Raw genomic sequence first — 15,797 nt, forward strand, 5'->3', positions numbered from 1 at the left:
GGACGAGGCTGCGCTCGGCCTCCGTCAATGCGCCCCCGAGTTCAGCCGAATATGCCTCGACCAGATCGCGAAACCTTCTGGCCGCGATTGTTCGACCGTCAGCCCGAGGCAGCGGGACTCCACCTGTTCTGGTACGGCGTGGCCGGCGTCGTGCGGCAGCGTGCAGCATAGATTTCCTCGCGAGAAGAGCGCGTGAAGAAAACCGATCGTGGGGTGCTGAAAACGCCTGGTGGCCGCCGGGGCCCCGTCAAGCTCGTCGTCTGGTAGCCATCAAGGCTTCATCAAACGGATGTACGACACTTCGACGGTTACCGAAGTTTAATCTGGTTAGTCTTTGCGCTGACGGCGATCTGGGGCAGCGTGCTTACCGTAATCGGTTCGTGCGCTCTCAGGTAAGGTCCCGGCACGGTGATGGCGCGTCTGGTTAGCTCGCAACTTTCGGCTGGCGGCGCCAGCTTCCGTCCGACCTAGTTTTTTGGCGAAACACCCCTCACAGTGCCAATCTCGCGATGGCTATTGCGGTGAGGTTTGAGCTGGCGGCTGTTGATGCGGCCTGTGTATGTAGTGACCACGCAGGGCCACGAGAACGCCAACCAGCACCATCACCGTGGCGATGATCGTCAGCTCCTTGGTCGAACCAAACACGTCTACAGCCTCTCCAGTTGGGATTGAGACCCTCCTCGATGATAGTCATGGATCAGGATGCAATCATCCGCGCCACGGCGGTGGCTGCATAGCGCTTGCCGTTGCTGGTATGGCCAGCGGCCTCGAGCTCGGCGGCAACGTCGCGTAGCGAGCGCTTGCGGCCGTTGAGGGTGTAGCGCGCCAGCTTCTTTGCCAAGGCAACCATTTCGCCGTTACGCTCGGCATAGCTCTTCCTGCCACCGCACTTGCCCGTCGCGGCCTTCTTGCGATCGCGGGCGCCCTTGAGCTTGGCAACCAACATCGCCTTTTCGAACTGACTGACCGAGCCCAGTATCTGCCTGATCATCACGGCCGTCGGCGTCTCGTCCAGGAAGGCCTCTGGGCTGTCTGCGGCGATCAGGTTGATGCCGGCATCACGCAAGTAGCGCCAGCCCGTCTCCTGGACGATCAGGTCACGCGCGAAGCGGTTGGCAGTCTCGACGATAATGGTGCGGACGCCATTGCCGGCAATGTGCTTCATCATCTCCGCGAAGCCCGGGCGCTGATCCACAGCCAGGTCACCCTTCACGTCCTCGTCGGCGTACTCCGCGACGATCTCAAAGCCTGCCGACTTGGCGTACTTCGCGATCGCCTCGCGCTGGCGCCGCTGACTGTCTTTGTCGGCGCCAACGTTCGTATCAGAACTGGTCCGGAGGTAGGCAATCGCCTTTACTAAGTCCTTGCGTGGCATGTGTTTCACCCCGGAATGTGTATCAATTCCATGAGGAAACGTAACAGAAGGGTTGCAGCTGTCAACATGGGCGAATGAAAAAGCCCACCGCGCGGTGCCGGGAGGTGGCGCGGTGGGCCAGTTAGGTTGGAATACCTGATGTGGATCAGGCGCAAAATGACAAGCAAGGGGCGTGCCGACGTCACACGAAAAGGCCGGACACGCGGCGGCGGTCTGGCCAGTCAGCCCTTCAGAGTTTTTCACCAGCGCGAGCTGGCCCTGATTGTTATGCAAGCAATGTGCCGGTGGGGCGGACCAGCGACGCGGCTGGTGGATGGGCAGGGGAACATTGCCCCGGTCGCGGCCCGCCCCGAAACCAAGCCGGGCGGAAGGGCGTTCCTGATTTTTATTCAGGCGCGGGCGTGGGCTTAGGGCTGCTTCGCTCGGGTTCCAGCGCGCAACTTCACACCTTTGGGAGGTTGGGTTTCAGGAGAGAGAATCGTGGGCACATAAGCGTGGAATTGTCTCGTGACTGAAGCTGTCTCTCTTGGGGGGCCAAGCGCGATGAGCACTCATGAAGACCATATTGGCGATATTGAGCGTTTGGTTCGCGTCGAATCTGGCGATCTTCGCTTTCATCCTTTGGCAGCGGTCGCCGCACTTCCGGCGCCGTGTGTTTCGTCTGACCTTTGGCGCTTTCATGCCGGGTCAGCGTAAGCGGTCATCTGCCGTCCACCGTCGGCCTCAAGCCTGAGCGCGACGGGGACCGACCTGGTGTCGCGGGCAGGGCGGTTTGGGCGTCGCGAAAGGATGACGTTCCAACTCAACGCAAACTGCCCCAGCCGGGGGATGGCGGAGGCCGTCGTGTCAGGGACATTGCGGTGTGCCGCGGGGACGGCACGCCAGGATAACTGACCGGGCTGGCAACCGTTCCTAAAAAACGTGCCCCCATTTTGCCGCCGTGTGGTGTGGGCGGACCGGCGCGCATCCGGGATGCTACGGCGCGGGGAGCAATTCGCACCGTGCACATCACGCGGCCCGCCCCTGAGGCAAGCCGTGCGAAGCCGCGGCGTTCCAGCGCCGGCCGGGCCACGTGCTTTGGAACGAACTCGGTCTGCGGGAATCGATTCAGTGACCCCGGCATTTGCCCCCCGCCGGCGTCGCGTCCCTCACCCCAGGGACAGGCCCCGGCGCTCCCCCAGCGCTGGGGCCGCGCCGTCAGTGCAACGCGACAGGCCCCGACCAGGCGTCGCGGGCGCGAGAGCTTAGGACCTAAAAAAATACGCCGTCGGGCTCGAAATATCGTGTCCCGCCCGGCGCCTGTAACCTGAGCCCTTAAATCCTCAGCGAATAAACAATAGCGAATGGCCGGTCCCGCCCGAACGGAACATTTTGCGTGTAAATCCACATAATGAAATTAGGCCACTGCGGTCGGAAACAGGCCAGTACCGAAAATCGGTGGTGCCGGGATCGGCCAGGGCAATCAATAGCGGCCGCAGGTCCGGCTGATCCATTCTCTTCGCCTATGGGGGGCGCCTTGCGAGCAAGAGGCAACCAGAACCTGACCGACTCAGGTATTGTAATAATGCGAGCTGCAACCCCAGCTTTTCATTTGGAGGGCAAAGCAGCCCGCGAAACAGTTGTGACGGAAAAGTTGGTTTGTCTTTCGAGCTTTCTTCCGCGGTTATACGCAACCAATTGGAGGGGCAAATGGATAGCAGACTGTATTTTACAATCGTGGCTGTTCTTGGAGCGCTATATGGAATCGCGTTCGTACTATTCCCGTCCGCAACTCTCGCACTTTACGGAATTTCCGGGACCAGTGCTGCGTTCACGACTCAGTACTTCGGAGCGGCTCTCCTCTCAATAGGAGCGATAGCCTGGTACGGACGTGACTTTAAGGATTGGGGCGCAGTTCGAGGCGTCTTAATCGGTGGTCTTGTCGGTTACGTTGTCGGCCTGCTCGTTACGTTGTGGGGCCTTTCGCAGAGTTTGCTGAATTCGATGGGTTGGTCATCCGCCGCCGTCTACGTTCTCCTCATCATTGGTACTGTCTGGTGTCTGAGGGGTAAGACGGCCTAGCGCCTTCCATGAAGTGGTTCAGAAAATATATTGGAAACCGCGACTACTCCGCCGATCTGACGGTGTTTAAGACATTCTACGATGATCTAAGAAGCCCCGCCGGCATGATGATGCTGGTCGGGAGCAACCGTGATTTCGACTATACGGTCTATGTCCGTATACCCGAAGGATTGACCGGTACCTTCGCGGAATATGAAGCGTCAGGGGCACCGGAAGAGGAACAGGTGATGGGCCTTTGCGGCGCCCCGCGCGATCTGTTGGAACACCTCAAAATGAAGCGATGATCCCGGTTGCGGTCATCTAGAGCCGCTGATTTATCCAGCGTTGCTGGCGTTGCCGGTCATACCACTCATCCATGATCAAGATCTCCCTGTCGACCCAATTCACCCAGGCCTGATCCCAATCAGGCGAATATGTGCGCTGGGATATATTGTGGTCCCGGAACATCTCAAAAATGCGGTTGATCTTGTCCGGTTCGAATCCGGCCTCCTTGGCATATGCTCTTTGCTCCTTGTTCAGGCGCATCGCCGTCGGGAATCTCGTCTTCCACTTTCGGCTGGGGCCGCCAACGAGGCCTTCGGCCTCGACCCTCACCAATCTGATTGATTTCTTAGGGGTGCCGGAGGCGATAGCCGGAGGCGTGGTGGCACAAATTCCGTCCGCAGTAATAGAAAAGGAATTATCGCGGACAGGTTTTGTGCCATCTTCAACCCGTCGTTTTCGATACCAAGTTCGTCGCGAAATGCCCTCTGCCTTCCAAGGCTCGGCCCGACTGACCGGCATAGTTTTCGCTGTACGTTGCGCCAGCCTTTTCCGCGCCTTTCGCTGGCGATCCCTTACCCGTTTCCGCTCGAGCAGCGCCTCGTCGCTGACGTCAATCGGCCGGGCGGTTTTGATGTTTAGCGCGGTACGTTCCGCGTCAGTTAGTCCGAGGCGTTCGCCAAGTGCACGAGCTTTCAGCCATTGTCTTGCCGCTGCGGTTTGATGGGCGAGGGCCAGGGCATCTTCACGGTGAAGCCAGGGTGCCCAGGCTGCCGCCCACTCGATGCAAGCATCGATGTTCGGGATCTGATGGAAAGCAAGCAGAAGATCGTCTCGGCCGGCGTCATCATCGGGCAGATAAAGTCCCCACCGAGCAGTATATAGCCGCTGCAACTCGGTCAGACGAAGAGCTGAAAGCGAAAACGCTTGTTTGCGTTGCCGACGATCGCGATCGAGAGCCTTGTACTTTGCTGCGATGGTCCTGCGACGGATCCGGACGACGTTAGATGAGGAAGTGAAGGTGGCCACGGCGTTGCCCTTTTCGTTGCGGGCAAACAACGCTTGCTTTTCGAAGCGTGTTGTGGCATTGAAGTTTGCAATCATACTTCGACGCTGCCCGAAATATTCCAACGCCTCCGTTTTGCCGACGGGGGCGTTGCTCGTTGTGGCGCATGCCTGCGCCGGCGATGTCGGGCTGTGGTGCTCCAGGAACGATGGCGGCCCCGTCCGCGGGCGGCATCGCTTGCTGTGACATGAACGTAATCAGCCGCGGACTTAAGAATTTCCTAAGGTCCCGGCTGCGCCCGGAAACGCGATCACTGTGCTCTGTTTCGGCCGCTCAAGTAGCCGGCTCGGCTTGCGAACCACCCAAGCTCGCTCAAGCCAGTCGGAGAAATCTTTGTTTGCGGTTTTGTCGAGCTTGGAGATCAGCAAGTCGGGCCTGCTCGCGGAGCGCCCGTCGGGCGAGAGCGGGCGCCAATAGGTGAGCCTGAACATTCGACCGTGATTCGGATTGCTGTAGCAGCCCCAGAACTTTCCAATCGATCCGTGCGGGCTGTCTTCTTCAGGCGGAAGGCGCAACCAATTGCCCGGCGCCAACACGATGCCGTCAGACCGGATGTACATTCGGGTTGTTATGATCATGCCGCCACCCGGGCGGCTACGGCCTCAGCAAAGCGGCGGCTTTCGAAACTGGGCCCGTCATCGGCGAGGCCAAGCTGATATCGGCCATCGTCACGCTGACAGACCAGCGAGAGTGTTTCCAAATGGCGCTGGTTTGACGGGGTAGGGGCGGGGTCTAAAAGGCTGGTGTTTCCAGAACTTTCTAGCGTTTTCAGATCATCGCCAGAGATTTTAAGTCCCTTGCGTCTACCAATTCCGCCACGTCCGCTTCGTTGATTTGCATAGCTTTTTTGCCATTTGGCCGCAAACGTTTTGCAGAAAAACTCTTCTGTTTTGCAAAACCTTTGGCGTTCCGGCGCTCAAGCTGGGCCTAACGCTGGCGCTGCGCCAGATAGAAGCCGCATAACACGGTCAACAGTCCCGCAATCTGCTGTGCGGTCGGCGGCTCGCCGAGCAATAGCCAACCTGCCAGCAAGGTCAGGGCTGGCACGATGGCCGGGAACACCGCGGCGCGCGCCACGCCGAGTGACTGGACCGAGAAAGCGAACAGATACATCGCGGCAGGGCCTGCCAGAATACCCTGTGCCAGCGCTTGCAACGCGTTCTCGCCCACGCCGAGCGCCATGACCCGGCCAAGGCCATCGAACGCGACATAGAGCGGAAACAGTGACAGCGACAGCACACTGACGACGGCCGCCGCGGGGAATGCGCGGACACGCCAATAGCGCAGCAAGGTGCCGAAGCCCGCGAACATGAAGCCCGTCAGAACGAAGATGAGGTCGCCCTGGGCGCCGCTAAAGCCGCTGCCAGCGAGCGACTCGCCTCCGATCACGACAAGACCGGCCACGATGACGAACGCGCCAAACATTCGCGAGAACGAAATTCGCTCCTTGAGCAAGACGGACGCAAACAGCAGGCCGCCGAGCGTCGCGCAAGAGGGCTGGATGACGCTGCCATGCGCCAGCGGCACATATTGGAAACCGGTATAAGTAAGTATCGACATGCCCGGGCCGCCCAGCACCATCAGCGCCGCGGCGCGACCCCATCCGATACGGTCCCTGACTCCGGCGTGAACGACGAGTGGCATGAATACGATGCCGGACCATAGAAAGCGGTGCATCAACAGGTCGGCCGGCGTGAATCCGGCGTTGAGGCCATAGCGGGCCGCAACGAAGCCAAGCGCCCAAAACAACGCGGCACCGAGGCCGCACACAATACCGAAGAGTGCTGGCTTCGTCTGGGGTGTGCGTGTTGACACTTGGGTCCTGCTTGTTTGGCCGATCAATACGCACGGTTATTGGATCGGCTCAACCCATGCCGCCGCGCACCTGCCAGACACGCCGGGCGCCTCAGGAATGTCTGCCTCGGAAGCCCAGGGGAATCTCGAGCCGGCTGGAATGCCGTCGCGCGCCGGAGTGACGCAGGGCGGTGCTTTGCCTGCCAGCGGCACGTGAATTGCAGGAAAATTGCAAGGAGATCGCCACGCGGGTCCGGCAGGTGCTTGCGGAGACTTGGCGACGGGTTAGGGTCAATAAGTGGCCTTGAGAGTTGAGCTGGACCCAATTGATGGATGCTTTTACCAAGCCCGTGAGGATCGGGGTCGATATCGGCGGCACCTTCACCGACCTTCAAATCTTCGACGCCCGCGATGGCCGGATCGTCGCCTACAAGTTGCCGACGACGCCGGAAGATCCGTCGATTGGATTGCTCGAAGGTATCAAGGCGGCCGGCCGTCGCTACGATTTTACGTTGTCGGATGTCGGCTATCTCATGCATGGCACCACCATCGCCACCAACGCCGTGCTCGAGCGCAAGCTCCCGGCGGGCGCGTTGGTGACGACGGCGGGTTTCGAGGATGTGCTCGAGATCGGCCGCCACTATCGCCGCGAAGTCTATTCGATCCATCCACAACCAGTGCCTGCGCTGATCCCTCGCGTCAGGCGTTTCGGCCTTCGCGAGCGGATGCGCTTCGATGGATCCGCCGAACGGGTGCCGACTGGGGCCGACATCGATGCCGTCATCGCAAGGCTTGCCACGGTCGATATCGAAACCGTCGCCATCGCGCTTCTTCACGCCTACGCCAACCCCGACCACGAACGGCGGCTCGCCGATTGCATTCATCAGGCGCTGCCGCGGCTCGACATTTCGCTCTCCTCCAGCATCAGCCCCGAAATTCGCGAATACGAGCGGACCAGCACCACCGTGCTCAATGCGCTGCTTCAGCCTGTTGTCCGGGCCTACATCGAGCGTCTTGTGGCGCGCATGCGCGCCGAGGCCTTCGCGCCTCATCTTTTGATCGTGCAGTCGAACGGCGGGGTGTGCACGCCGGCCACTGCCGCGGCTGAGCCTGCGCGTCTGTTGCTGTCGGGCCCGAGCGGCGGCGCCATGGCGGCACTTGAGCTGGCGCGGCAGCTCAAGGAGCCGGACTTGGTGGCCGTCGACATGGGCGGCACCAGCTTTGACGTGTCCGTCGTTCGCGACACCCGGCTCGAGGCCGTCACCTTGAGCGAAATCGATCGCTTGCCGGTGCGCCTGCCGATGATCGAGATCCGCACGATCGGCGCCGGAGGCGGCTCGATCGCACGCGTCAACGAGTCGAAACAGATGACGGTCGGCCCCGAGAGTGCAGGCGCGCGTCCCGGTCCCGTTTGTTACGGCCGCGGCGGCACAGAGCCGACGGTGACCGATGCCAATCTCGTGCTCGGCCGGCTCGATGCTGCGAGCTTCCTCGGCGGCGCCATGGCGCTCGATCGGGATGCGGCGCGCAGTGCGATCCTTGCGCGTGCGGGCGAGCCGCTCGGATTCGAGGCGGACGCGGCCGCGGCTGGCATTCTCCGTTTGACCAACACCAATCTCGCAGCTGCCATTCGCGTCAGCCTGTTCGAGAAAGGTCTCGATCCACGCGACTTTACGCTGTTGAGCTTCGGCGGGGCGGGATCGGTTCACGCCTGTGCGGTAGCTGACGAGCTTGGCATGCGGCGCATTATCTTTCCGGTCGATGCCAGCACGTTTTCCGCGCGCGGCATCCTGATGGCCGATATCGAACACGCCTTTGGCCGCTCGGGCGTGCGGCCGTTCGACGGCAGCGCGGTCTCTTGGGTGCGTTCGTGTTTCGAGAGTCTGGAAGCCGAAGGCGCGGCACAGCTCGAAGCCGACGGCATCGCCCCGAGCAACCGTCACTTCGAACTGTCCGCCGATCTGCGCTATCGTGGCCAGGCTTTTGAGCTCACCGTGCCCTGGGGCGAAGTGCCCGTCGACGAGAAAGGCATCAGTGAAATCTGCCAGCGTTTCCACGCCCGGCATGCCCAGCGTTTTTCCTACGCCAATCCCGAAGATGCGGTCGAACTCGTCACGCTGCGGCTTAGCGCCATCGGCCGAATGGCGCGCCCGCAGATTTCCGCCGCCGAGACCGGATTGCCCGGCGATGGGACCGTGGCCGGCAGCCGGCCCGTCTACGTTGACGGGCAATGGCAAAACGTCGCCACATGGCGGCGCGAGGCGATCGACGGTTCGCGCAAGATCTTTGGGCCCGCCATCGTCGAGGAAGACTATACGGCCGTCTACGTCGCACCCGACTGGTCGCTCGCGTTCGGGCGCGATGGTCACCTTCTGGCAACCCGCAGCGAGGCATTCGCATGACCGTGCTCGATCCGATCGAACTTGAGGTCTTGCGTAACGCGCTGACGGCTGCGGCGGCCGAGATGGACGTCACCATGTGGCGGACCAGCCGCTCGACCATCGTCCGCGAAATGCTCGACTACTCGACCGCCATTTTCGACGCGGATGGCAACAACGTCGCGCAATCGGCGCGCATTCCGCAGCACCTCAATTCGATGGGCTATTTCCTGAAGACCATCCTTGATCGGTTCATTCCGGTCGACCTCTGGGAAGAGGGGGATGTGATCATCTCGAACGATCCCTATTGCGGCGGCCAGCACCTCCCGGACATTGCGGCGTTTCGTCCCGTTTTTTCGCAGGGAAAGCGGGTCGCCATCGTCGGAACGCTCTGTCACCATCTCGACGTCGGCGGCATGTCTCCCGGCAGTTATGCGGCGAACGCGACCGAAATCTATCAGGAGGGATTGCGCATTCCGCCTTCGAAGCTTTTTGCCAAAGGCGTGCGTAACGAGGTCCTTTGGGGACTGATCGCGCAAAATGTGCGTCAGCCGAGCGTCGTGATGGGCGACCTGCAATCGCAGATCGCTTCGCTCGGCGTGGGCGCACGCGCGGTCGAGGGATTGGCTACGAGATACGGCGCCGATACGGTGATCACCTCGTGCTCGGCGATGCTCGATGCCTCGGAAGCCGCCATGCGCGCCGCCATTCGCGCGATCCCTGACGGAAGTTACGAGTTCGAGGATTTTCTCGACGACGACGGCATCGACGTCACGAAGCCGGTGCGCATCCATGCGCGGATCACTGTGGCGGGCGAAAGACTGGTCGTCGATCTCTCCGGTTCGGACCGCGCCGTGCCCGGGCCGATCAACGCGACGCTGGGTTCGACATCGTCCACGGTCTATTTCGCCATCGTCGCCGCCGCGGACCGCTTCATCGTTCCAAACGCCGGCTGCTACCGGCCGATCGAGATCGTCGCTCCCGAAGGCCTGATCGTATCGGCGCAGCATCCGTCTGCGGTCGCGCACCGGCTTGCGCCCGGGCACGTCCTCCTCAACGTTCTGTTCGGCGCGCTTGCAAAGGCCATCCCGAACCGGTTGCCGGCGGCTTACTATGCCGTCAGCTACGTCTGTTCCTTCCAGACCAAGGAAGCCAGCGGCGAGCGCAAGGTGCTGGTCGAGATCGAGGTTGGCGGGTGCGGCGCCCATCCCGATGGCGACGGCGCCAGCGCGCACTCGTTCGGCATGCATAACAATGCATCGATCCCGATCGAGATGATCGAAACCGATCTGCCGATCACCATGGTCGAATACGGTCTCGCGCCGGGAACGGCTGGCGATGGACGCCATCGCGGCGGGCTCGGCCTGCGCAGGGCCTGGCGCATCGACAGCGAGGCGGCGACTTTCACGGCGCAGATGGATCGCTTCCGTTTTCGCCCGTTCGGGTTAGATGGCGGCGAACCTGGCGCTCCGGGCCAGCTCGAACTGGTACGCGACGGCAAGGCGCAGGCCCTGCACTCGAAGATTTCCAATATGCAGCTGCGAAAGGGCGATGTGGTCCGGCTCGTCACGTCCGGTGGCGGTGGCCTGGGCCCGCCCGGCGAACGGCCGGAATCGTTGCGGCGGCGAGATCGCGAGCAACGCTACTCGATGGAATGACGCATGTTCAAAACGCTTCTGAGGGGAGAGGTGAGACATCATGGATCGTAGAACGCTTCTATTGGGCAGCACCGCAGCGCTTGCCGCCGGCAGTTTGCCCGCATTCGCGCAAAGCGCAGCTGATGTAAAAATCGGCTTCACCTATCCACTATCGGGCAACTCCGCGCAGATCGGCGTCGACGCGCAGAGGGCGTTCGAGACCGCGGCCGAGATCATCAATAACAACTATGATTTCGATCTGCCGCTGGCGAAGGGCGCAGGCCTGCCGGAATTGGGCGGCGCGAAGATCAAGCTGATCTTTGCCGACCACCAGTCCGATCCGCAGAAGGGCCGCGCCGAGGCCGAACGGCTGATCACCCAGGAAAGCGTTTGCGCCGTCGTCGGCACCTATCAAAGCGCGGTCGCGGTCACCGTCAGCCAGATCTGCGAGCGCTACCAGATCCCGTTTGTTTCCGCGGAGAATTCCTCGCCAAGCCTGCACCGGCGCGGTCTGAAATACTTCTTCCGCCCGGCGCCGCATGACGAGATGTATTCGGCGGCGATGTTCGACTTTTTCGACGCGATGAGGAAGAAGGGCGTCAAGATCGAGACGCTGTCTCTTTTCCACGAGGACACGATCTTTGGTTCCGATTCCGCCAATGCGCAGTCCAAGCTTGCGGCCGAACGCGGCTACAAGGTCGTGGCCGATATCAAGTACCGCGCCAACACCTCCTCGCTCTCGGCCGAGGTGCAGCAACTCAAGGCCGCCAATGCCGATGTGCTGATGCCGTCGAGCTACACCACCGACAGCATTCTCCTGATCAAGACCATGGCCGAGCTTGGTTACAAGGCGAATGCGATCGTGGCGCAAGATGCAGGCTTTTCCGACAAGGCGTTCTACGACGCGGTCGGCGACAAGGTCGAGGGCGCGATCTCGCGCAGCACGTTCTCGCTCGATCTTGCGACCAAGCGGCCGATGGTCGGCAAAATCAACGCGATGTACAAGGAAAAGTCCGGCAAGGATCTCAATGACCTCACGTCGCGGGAATTCATGGCGCTATTGGTGCTCGCGGATGCGATCAACCGCGCCAAGTCGACCGATGGCGCGAAGATCCGAGACGCACTCGCCGCGACCGATATTTCGGGAGAGCGGACCATCATGCCCTGGAAACAGATCAAGTTCGACGAGTCAGGCCAGAACAACGACGCCGATCCGGTCCTGCTGCAATATGTCGGCGGCAAGTTCCTCACCATCTCGCCGCAACAGGCCGCGATTGCCGAGGCGATCTGGCCGATGAAGTGAAGTCCTGACGAAGGCGAGACGGCCGCTCGCTATGCTTGGCGAGAGAAGCCGTAAACCCCGGCCGCTTTCTCGCTGGAAACGAGATCGCTTTCCACGTCGTCACGCACGCTTGCCTCGGCGCGTTCCTTGGGATCGCCGATGCCGGCGCCGCCGGGCGTCATCACCACCAGCCGGTCGTCCGGCGGCACGGTCTGAAAACCCTTGCCTCGCAATTTTTGTCCGGATTTGAGTCCGACGTAACCGGCTTCGCCGTTACGGCCGCCGTCACGTCCGCGCGGCGGATGATCGATGCGATCGAACGCCGCCAGGATGTCAAATGGCGTGCCAATGCCGCTGCCGACCTCGATGATCTGGCCGAGGCCGCCGCGGGTGCGGCCGGCCCCGCCGGAATCCGGACGCAACTCCTTGCGCCAGAAGATCAGCGGGGTCTGCGTCTCTGCGATCTCGACCGGCGTGCCGCGCACCCCGCTGGGATAAGCGGTGGCGGACAGTCCGTCCTTGGCGAAGCGCGCGCCGGTGCCGCCGTTACTGGTCACTGCCATGGAAAATCCGTAGTTGCCGCCGGCGCCGCTGCGCGTCTCGCCCCGCACAATCAGATTCCATAGGCAGGAGGTGCCTTCGGCCGGCACCCGCTCCGGAATGATCTGGCGCAGGCAGCCGAACACCACGTCGGGCAGCATCTGGCCGATGATGTGGCGCGAGGCCACCGGCGCCGGCTTCGGCGCATTGAGAATGCAGCCTGAGGGGGCCGCGACGGTCAAAGGCGCAAGCGACCCCGCATTGTTCGGAATCTGCGAAGCGACCACGCAGCCGAGGCCGAAGACGGTGTAGGCGGTGGTGTACGACAGCGGCACGTTGATGCCGAATCTCGATGCGGCCGAGGTTCCGGCAAAATCGACGTGAATGCCCGTGTCCGAAATCGTCAATGTCGCCGAAAGCGTAACCGGCTCGTCATAGCCATCGACCACCATGCTGTTGCGCCAGGTGCCCTTCGGCAGTTTGGCGATTTCCGCCAGTGCTGCTTCGCGTGACCGGTCGCAGATGTGGTCGGCGAGGTGATCGAGTTCGTCGATGTGGAATTCCTCCATCATCTCGACCAGACGCTGGCAGCCGACATCGTTGCAGCCGGCGAGCGAATAGGTGTCGCCTTCGGTATCGATCGGCAACCGGGTGTTGGTGCGGATCATCGACATCAGGGTTTCGTTGACGACGCCCTGATCGATCAGCTTCAGCATCGGGATGTAGAGCCCTTCCATGAAGACGTCGGTGGCGTCCGGCCCAAAACCGATGCCGCCAATGTCCATGAGGTGACTGGTGCAGGAGAAGAGGGCGACCAGTTTGCCGTCCTTGAAACAGGGCGTGGTGACGACGAAATCGTTGAGGTGGCCGGTCCCCATCCACGGATCGTTGGTGATGTAGGCATCGCCGGGTTTCATCGTATGGAGCGGGAAGTGCGTGATGAAATGCTTGACCGACTCCGCCATGGAATTGACGTGGCCGGGCGTGCCGGTCACCGCTTGCGCCAGCATTCGTCCTTTCGAATCGAATACGCCGGCCGAGAGGTCGCCGCATTCGCGCACGATCGGGCTGAAGGCCGTACGCAGCAGCACCTGCGCCTGCTCCTCGACCACGGCGATCAGCCGGTTCCACATGATCTGAAGATCGATGAGGTTGGTGCTGTTTGCTCCGCTCATGGTCAGCCTGCCTTTCGTTCCATCACGATGCTGCCGGCGCCATCGATATGGGCCTCGAAGCTTCCTGCGACAAACGTCGAGGTTTCGTCTTCCGCGATCACGGCGGGACCCATGACCGTTGCGCCGGGTGCCAATTGTTCGCGGCGATAGAGCGGAACGTCAACGACGGTGTTGGCGCGCCCATCGAAAAACTTGCGGTGGCCTGTGGCCTTGCCGGCCGGCGTTCGTGTGACCTCCGCAACTCGCGCGGGCTTGCGTGGTTCGGTGGTCGCAAGCACCGACCAGCTCAGAACCTCGATGGCCGCGCCTGGAATCGGCCGCTCGAACAGCGCCGAATAATCTTTCTCGAAAGCCTTGCGCAGGCCTTCGACGTCCGTTGTGTTCAGCCGCCGGTTTGGCAGTTCGACCGTAATCTCGTGGCCCTGTCCGACGTAGCGCATGAAGGCCGCGCGCCGCTCGCGCAGGGGCGCACCGCCAGCGCCGGGTTCCACGAGCGCCCGGGCCTCGCTTGCGATCTCATTCAGCAGGTCGGAGACAGCCTCGCTGTCAAATTTGTCGAGACGGGCATGATGACTGCGCACCAGTTCGTAGGCGATGGGCGCTGCGAGAAATCCGACCGCCGAGCCGACGCCGGCGTTGGACGGCACGATCACGCGTGAAGCGCCGATCCGCTCGGCGACCCGCGCGGCATGCAGGGGTGCAGCGCCGCCAAACGCGATCAGCGTATGTTGTGCCACGACGGCCCCGCGCTCGACCGCATGAACGCGGGCGGCGCTCGCCATGTTCTCGCAGACGATCTCTTGCACGGCATAGGCCGCCGTCTCGGCCGACAGTCCCAGAGGTTCGCCGATATCGCGCAACAGCGCCTGTCGCGACAGCTCGGCGCTGAGCTTGATCGTGCCGCCTGCAAATCCATCGGGATCGATCTTGCCAAGCGCGACATCGGCGTCGGTTACGGCAGGGTGCTCTCCGCCGCGGCCATAGCAAGCCGGACCCGGTTCCGACGACGCGCTCTCCGGTCCAACCGTGACGCGCTTCATGGCATCGACCCGCGCGATGGAGCCGCCACCGGCGCCGATCTCGACCATTTCGATGACGGGAATGCGCACCGGCAAACCCGATCCCTTCAGAAAGCGGGCGGCGCGATCGACTTCGAACACGCGCGAACTTTCCGGCTGGTATTTCTCGATCAGGCAGATTTTGGCGGTGGTGCCCCCCATGTCAAAGGACAGCACCTTGCTCTCGCCAAGGCTGGCGGCAATCTGGCTGGCGAAGATGGCGCCGCCCGCAGGGCCCGACTCGAGCAGACGGACCGGATAGCGCCGCGCGGTGTCGATCGACGTGACGCCGCCGCCCGAGGTCACGAGATAGATCGAGCCGCGGAACTGCTCGGCTCGCAGCGCTTCCGCCATTCGGCCGAGATACCCGTCGATCAAGGGCTGAACATAGGCGTTGGCGACCGCCGTCGACGTGCGTTCATATTCGCGAATTTCGGGGCACACCGCCGATGACAGCGTAACGCGGACGTCCTGCATCTCCGCCTTAAGGATCTCGGCGGCGCGCCGTTCGTGGGCGGCGTTGGCATAGGCATGGAGGAAGGCGATCGCGACGCTCGTCACATTCTGTGCGCGCAATTTCGGCGCCAGCGCCCGCACTGCAGCCTCGTCGAGCGGCAGCCGCACGCCACCGTGGGCGTCAATGCGCTCAGGCACCGTGAAGCGGAGAGCGCGCGGCACGAGGGGCTTCGGCTTGTCGATGGTGAGATCATATTGATCGTAACGGCTCTCGGTGCCGATATCGAGGACGTCGCGAAAACCTTCCGTGGCGATCAATGCCGTCTTCGCACCCCGGCGCTCGATGACAGCATTGGTCGCAAGCGTGGTGCCGTGGATGAAGACGTCGATGTCACGGGCGTGAGCGCGGGCGTCGGCCAAAATAAGGCGCATCCCGTCCAGCACTGCCTGTTCGGGATGAACCGGGGTCGTCAATACCTTGCGCGTCTTCCGATCCCGACCGACGTCCAGCACGATATCCGTGAACGTACCCCCGATATCGACGGCAAGCCGCACTTCGGCTCCGTCAAGCATTACGCAATCTCCAAGGTCTGGCTGATGAAAGTTTTGGCTGGTGAACGGTCGGCCGAATATACAGCAATTTGTGTGCCAGCATCTGCGTCAGCGGTAGTGCACTCAGCCATTTTTGCCGGGTGGCCGTGAAGGCATAAATCG

The 15,797-nt window shown here is 62.0% G+C and carries 10 protein-coding genes; 4 read left to right on the forward strand and 6 right to left on the reverse strand.

The features are described 5' to 3' along the window. Positions 1-697: 697 nt before the first annotated feature. Together BUA38_RS27035 and BUA38_RS37125 are read right to left on the reverse strand one after the other, a co-directional pair. Positions 698-1,375 (reverse strand): recombinase family protein, encoded by a 678-nt coding sequence (locus tag BUA38_RS27035; RefSeq protein ID WP_072822755.1) that lies wholly within the window; start codon positions 1,373-1,375, stop codon positions 698-700. A gap of 1,322 nt (positions 1,376-2,697) precedes the next feature. Then, a complete protein-coding gene (locus tag BUA38_RS37125) occupies positions 2,698-2,868 on the reverse strand; it encodes a hypothetical protein (protein WP_156898745.1) in 171 nt (56 codons plus the stop codon). A gap of 576 nt (positions 2,869-3,444) precedes the next feature. Here BUA38_RS37125 and BUA38_RS27050 point away from each other — a divergent pair. Then, positions 3,445-3,720: a hypothetical protein gene (locus BUA38_RS27050; protein WP_072822761.1), complete on the forward strand. Its 276-nt coding sequence runs from the start codon at positions 3,445-3,447 to the stop codon at positions 3,718-3,720. A gap of 16 nt (positions 3,721-3,736) precedes the next feature. Here the strand turns inward: BUA38_RS27050 and BUA38_RS27055 are convergent, their stop codons facing one another. Continuing rightward, positions 3,737-4,828 carry a hypothetical protein gene (locus tag BUA38_RS27055; RefSeq protein WP_156898746.1) on the reverse strand — a complete coding sequence of 364 codons (1,092 nt, stop codon included), beginning with the start codon at positions 4,826-4,828 and terminating at the stop codon, positions 3,737-3,739. A gap of 862 nt (positions 4,829-5,690) precedes the next feature. Beyond that, positions 5,691-6,578 carry a DMT family transporter gene (locus tag BUA38_RS27065; protein ID WP_244553061.1) on the reverse strand — a complete coding sequence of 296 codons (888 nt, stop codon included), beginning with the start codon at positions 6,576-6,578 and terminating at the stop codon, positions 5,691-5,693. Between the two features lie 308 nt (positions 6,579-6,886). On the opposite strand from BUA38_RS27065, the gene BUA38_RS27070 reads away from it, so the two are divergent. The 3 genes from BUA38_RS27070 to BUA38_RS27080 are packed head-to-tail and all read left to right on the forward strand — an operon-like array spanning position 6,887 to position 11,875. Next, positions 6,887-8,959 carry a hydantoinase/oxoprolinase family protein gene (locus BUA38_RS27070; protein ID WP_072822767.1) on the forward strand — a complete coding sequence of 691 codons (2,073 nt, stop codon included), beginning with the start codon at positions 6,887-6,889 and terminating at the stop codon, positions 8,957-8,959. After that, on the forward strand, positions 8,956-10,593 hold the full coding sequence (locus BUA38_RS27075; protein ID WP_197685878.1) for a hydantoinase B/oxoprolinase family protein: 1,638 nt from the start codon (positions 8,956-8,958) through the stop codon (positions 10,591-10,593). The genes BUA38_RS27070 and BUA38_RS27075 overlap by 4 nt, the downstream gene beginning before the upstream one ends. A 40-nt stretch (positions 10,594-10,633) precedes the next feature. Continuing rightward, entirely contained in the window at positions 10,634-11,875 is a 1,242-nt protein-coding gene (locus tag BUA38_RS27080; protein ID WP_072822769.1) for an ABC transporter substrate-binding protein, read from the forward strand. 29 nt (positions 11,876-11,904) lie between these two features. Here BUA38_RS27080 and BUA38_RS27085 read toward each other — a convergent pair whose 3' ends face one another. Then, positions 11,905-13,569 carry a hydantoinase B/oxoprolinase family protein gene (locus tag BUA38_RS27085; protein WP_072822771.1) on the reverse strand — a complete coding sequence of 555 codons (1,665 nt, stop codon included), beginning with the start codon at positions 13,567-13,569 and terminating at the stop codon, positions 11,905-11,907. A gap of 2 nt (positions 13,570-13,571) precedes the next feature. After that, on the reverse strand, positions 13,572-15,656 hold the full coding sequence (locus tag BUA38_RS27090; RefSeq protein ID WP_072822773.1) for a hydantoinase/oxoprolinase family protein: 2,085 nt from the start codon (positions 15,654-15,656) through the stop codon (positions 13,572-13,574). Positions 15,657-15,797: the final 141 nt, after the last annotated feature.

Origin of the sequence: Bradyrhizobium erythrophlei (genome assembly GCF_900142985.1) — a bacterium.
Taxonomy (GTDB): Bacteria; Pseudomonadota; Alphaproteobacteria; order Rhizobiales; family Xanthobacteraceae; genus Bradyrhizobium; species Bradyrhizobium erythrophlei_B.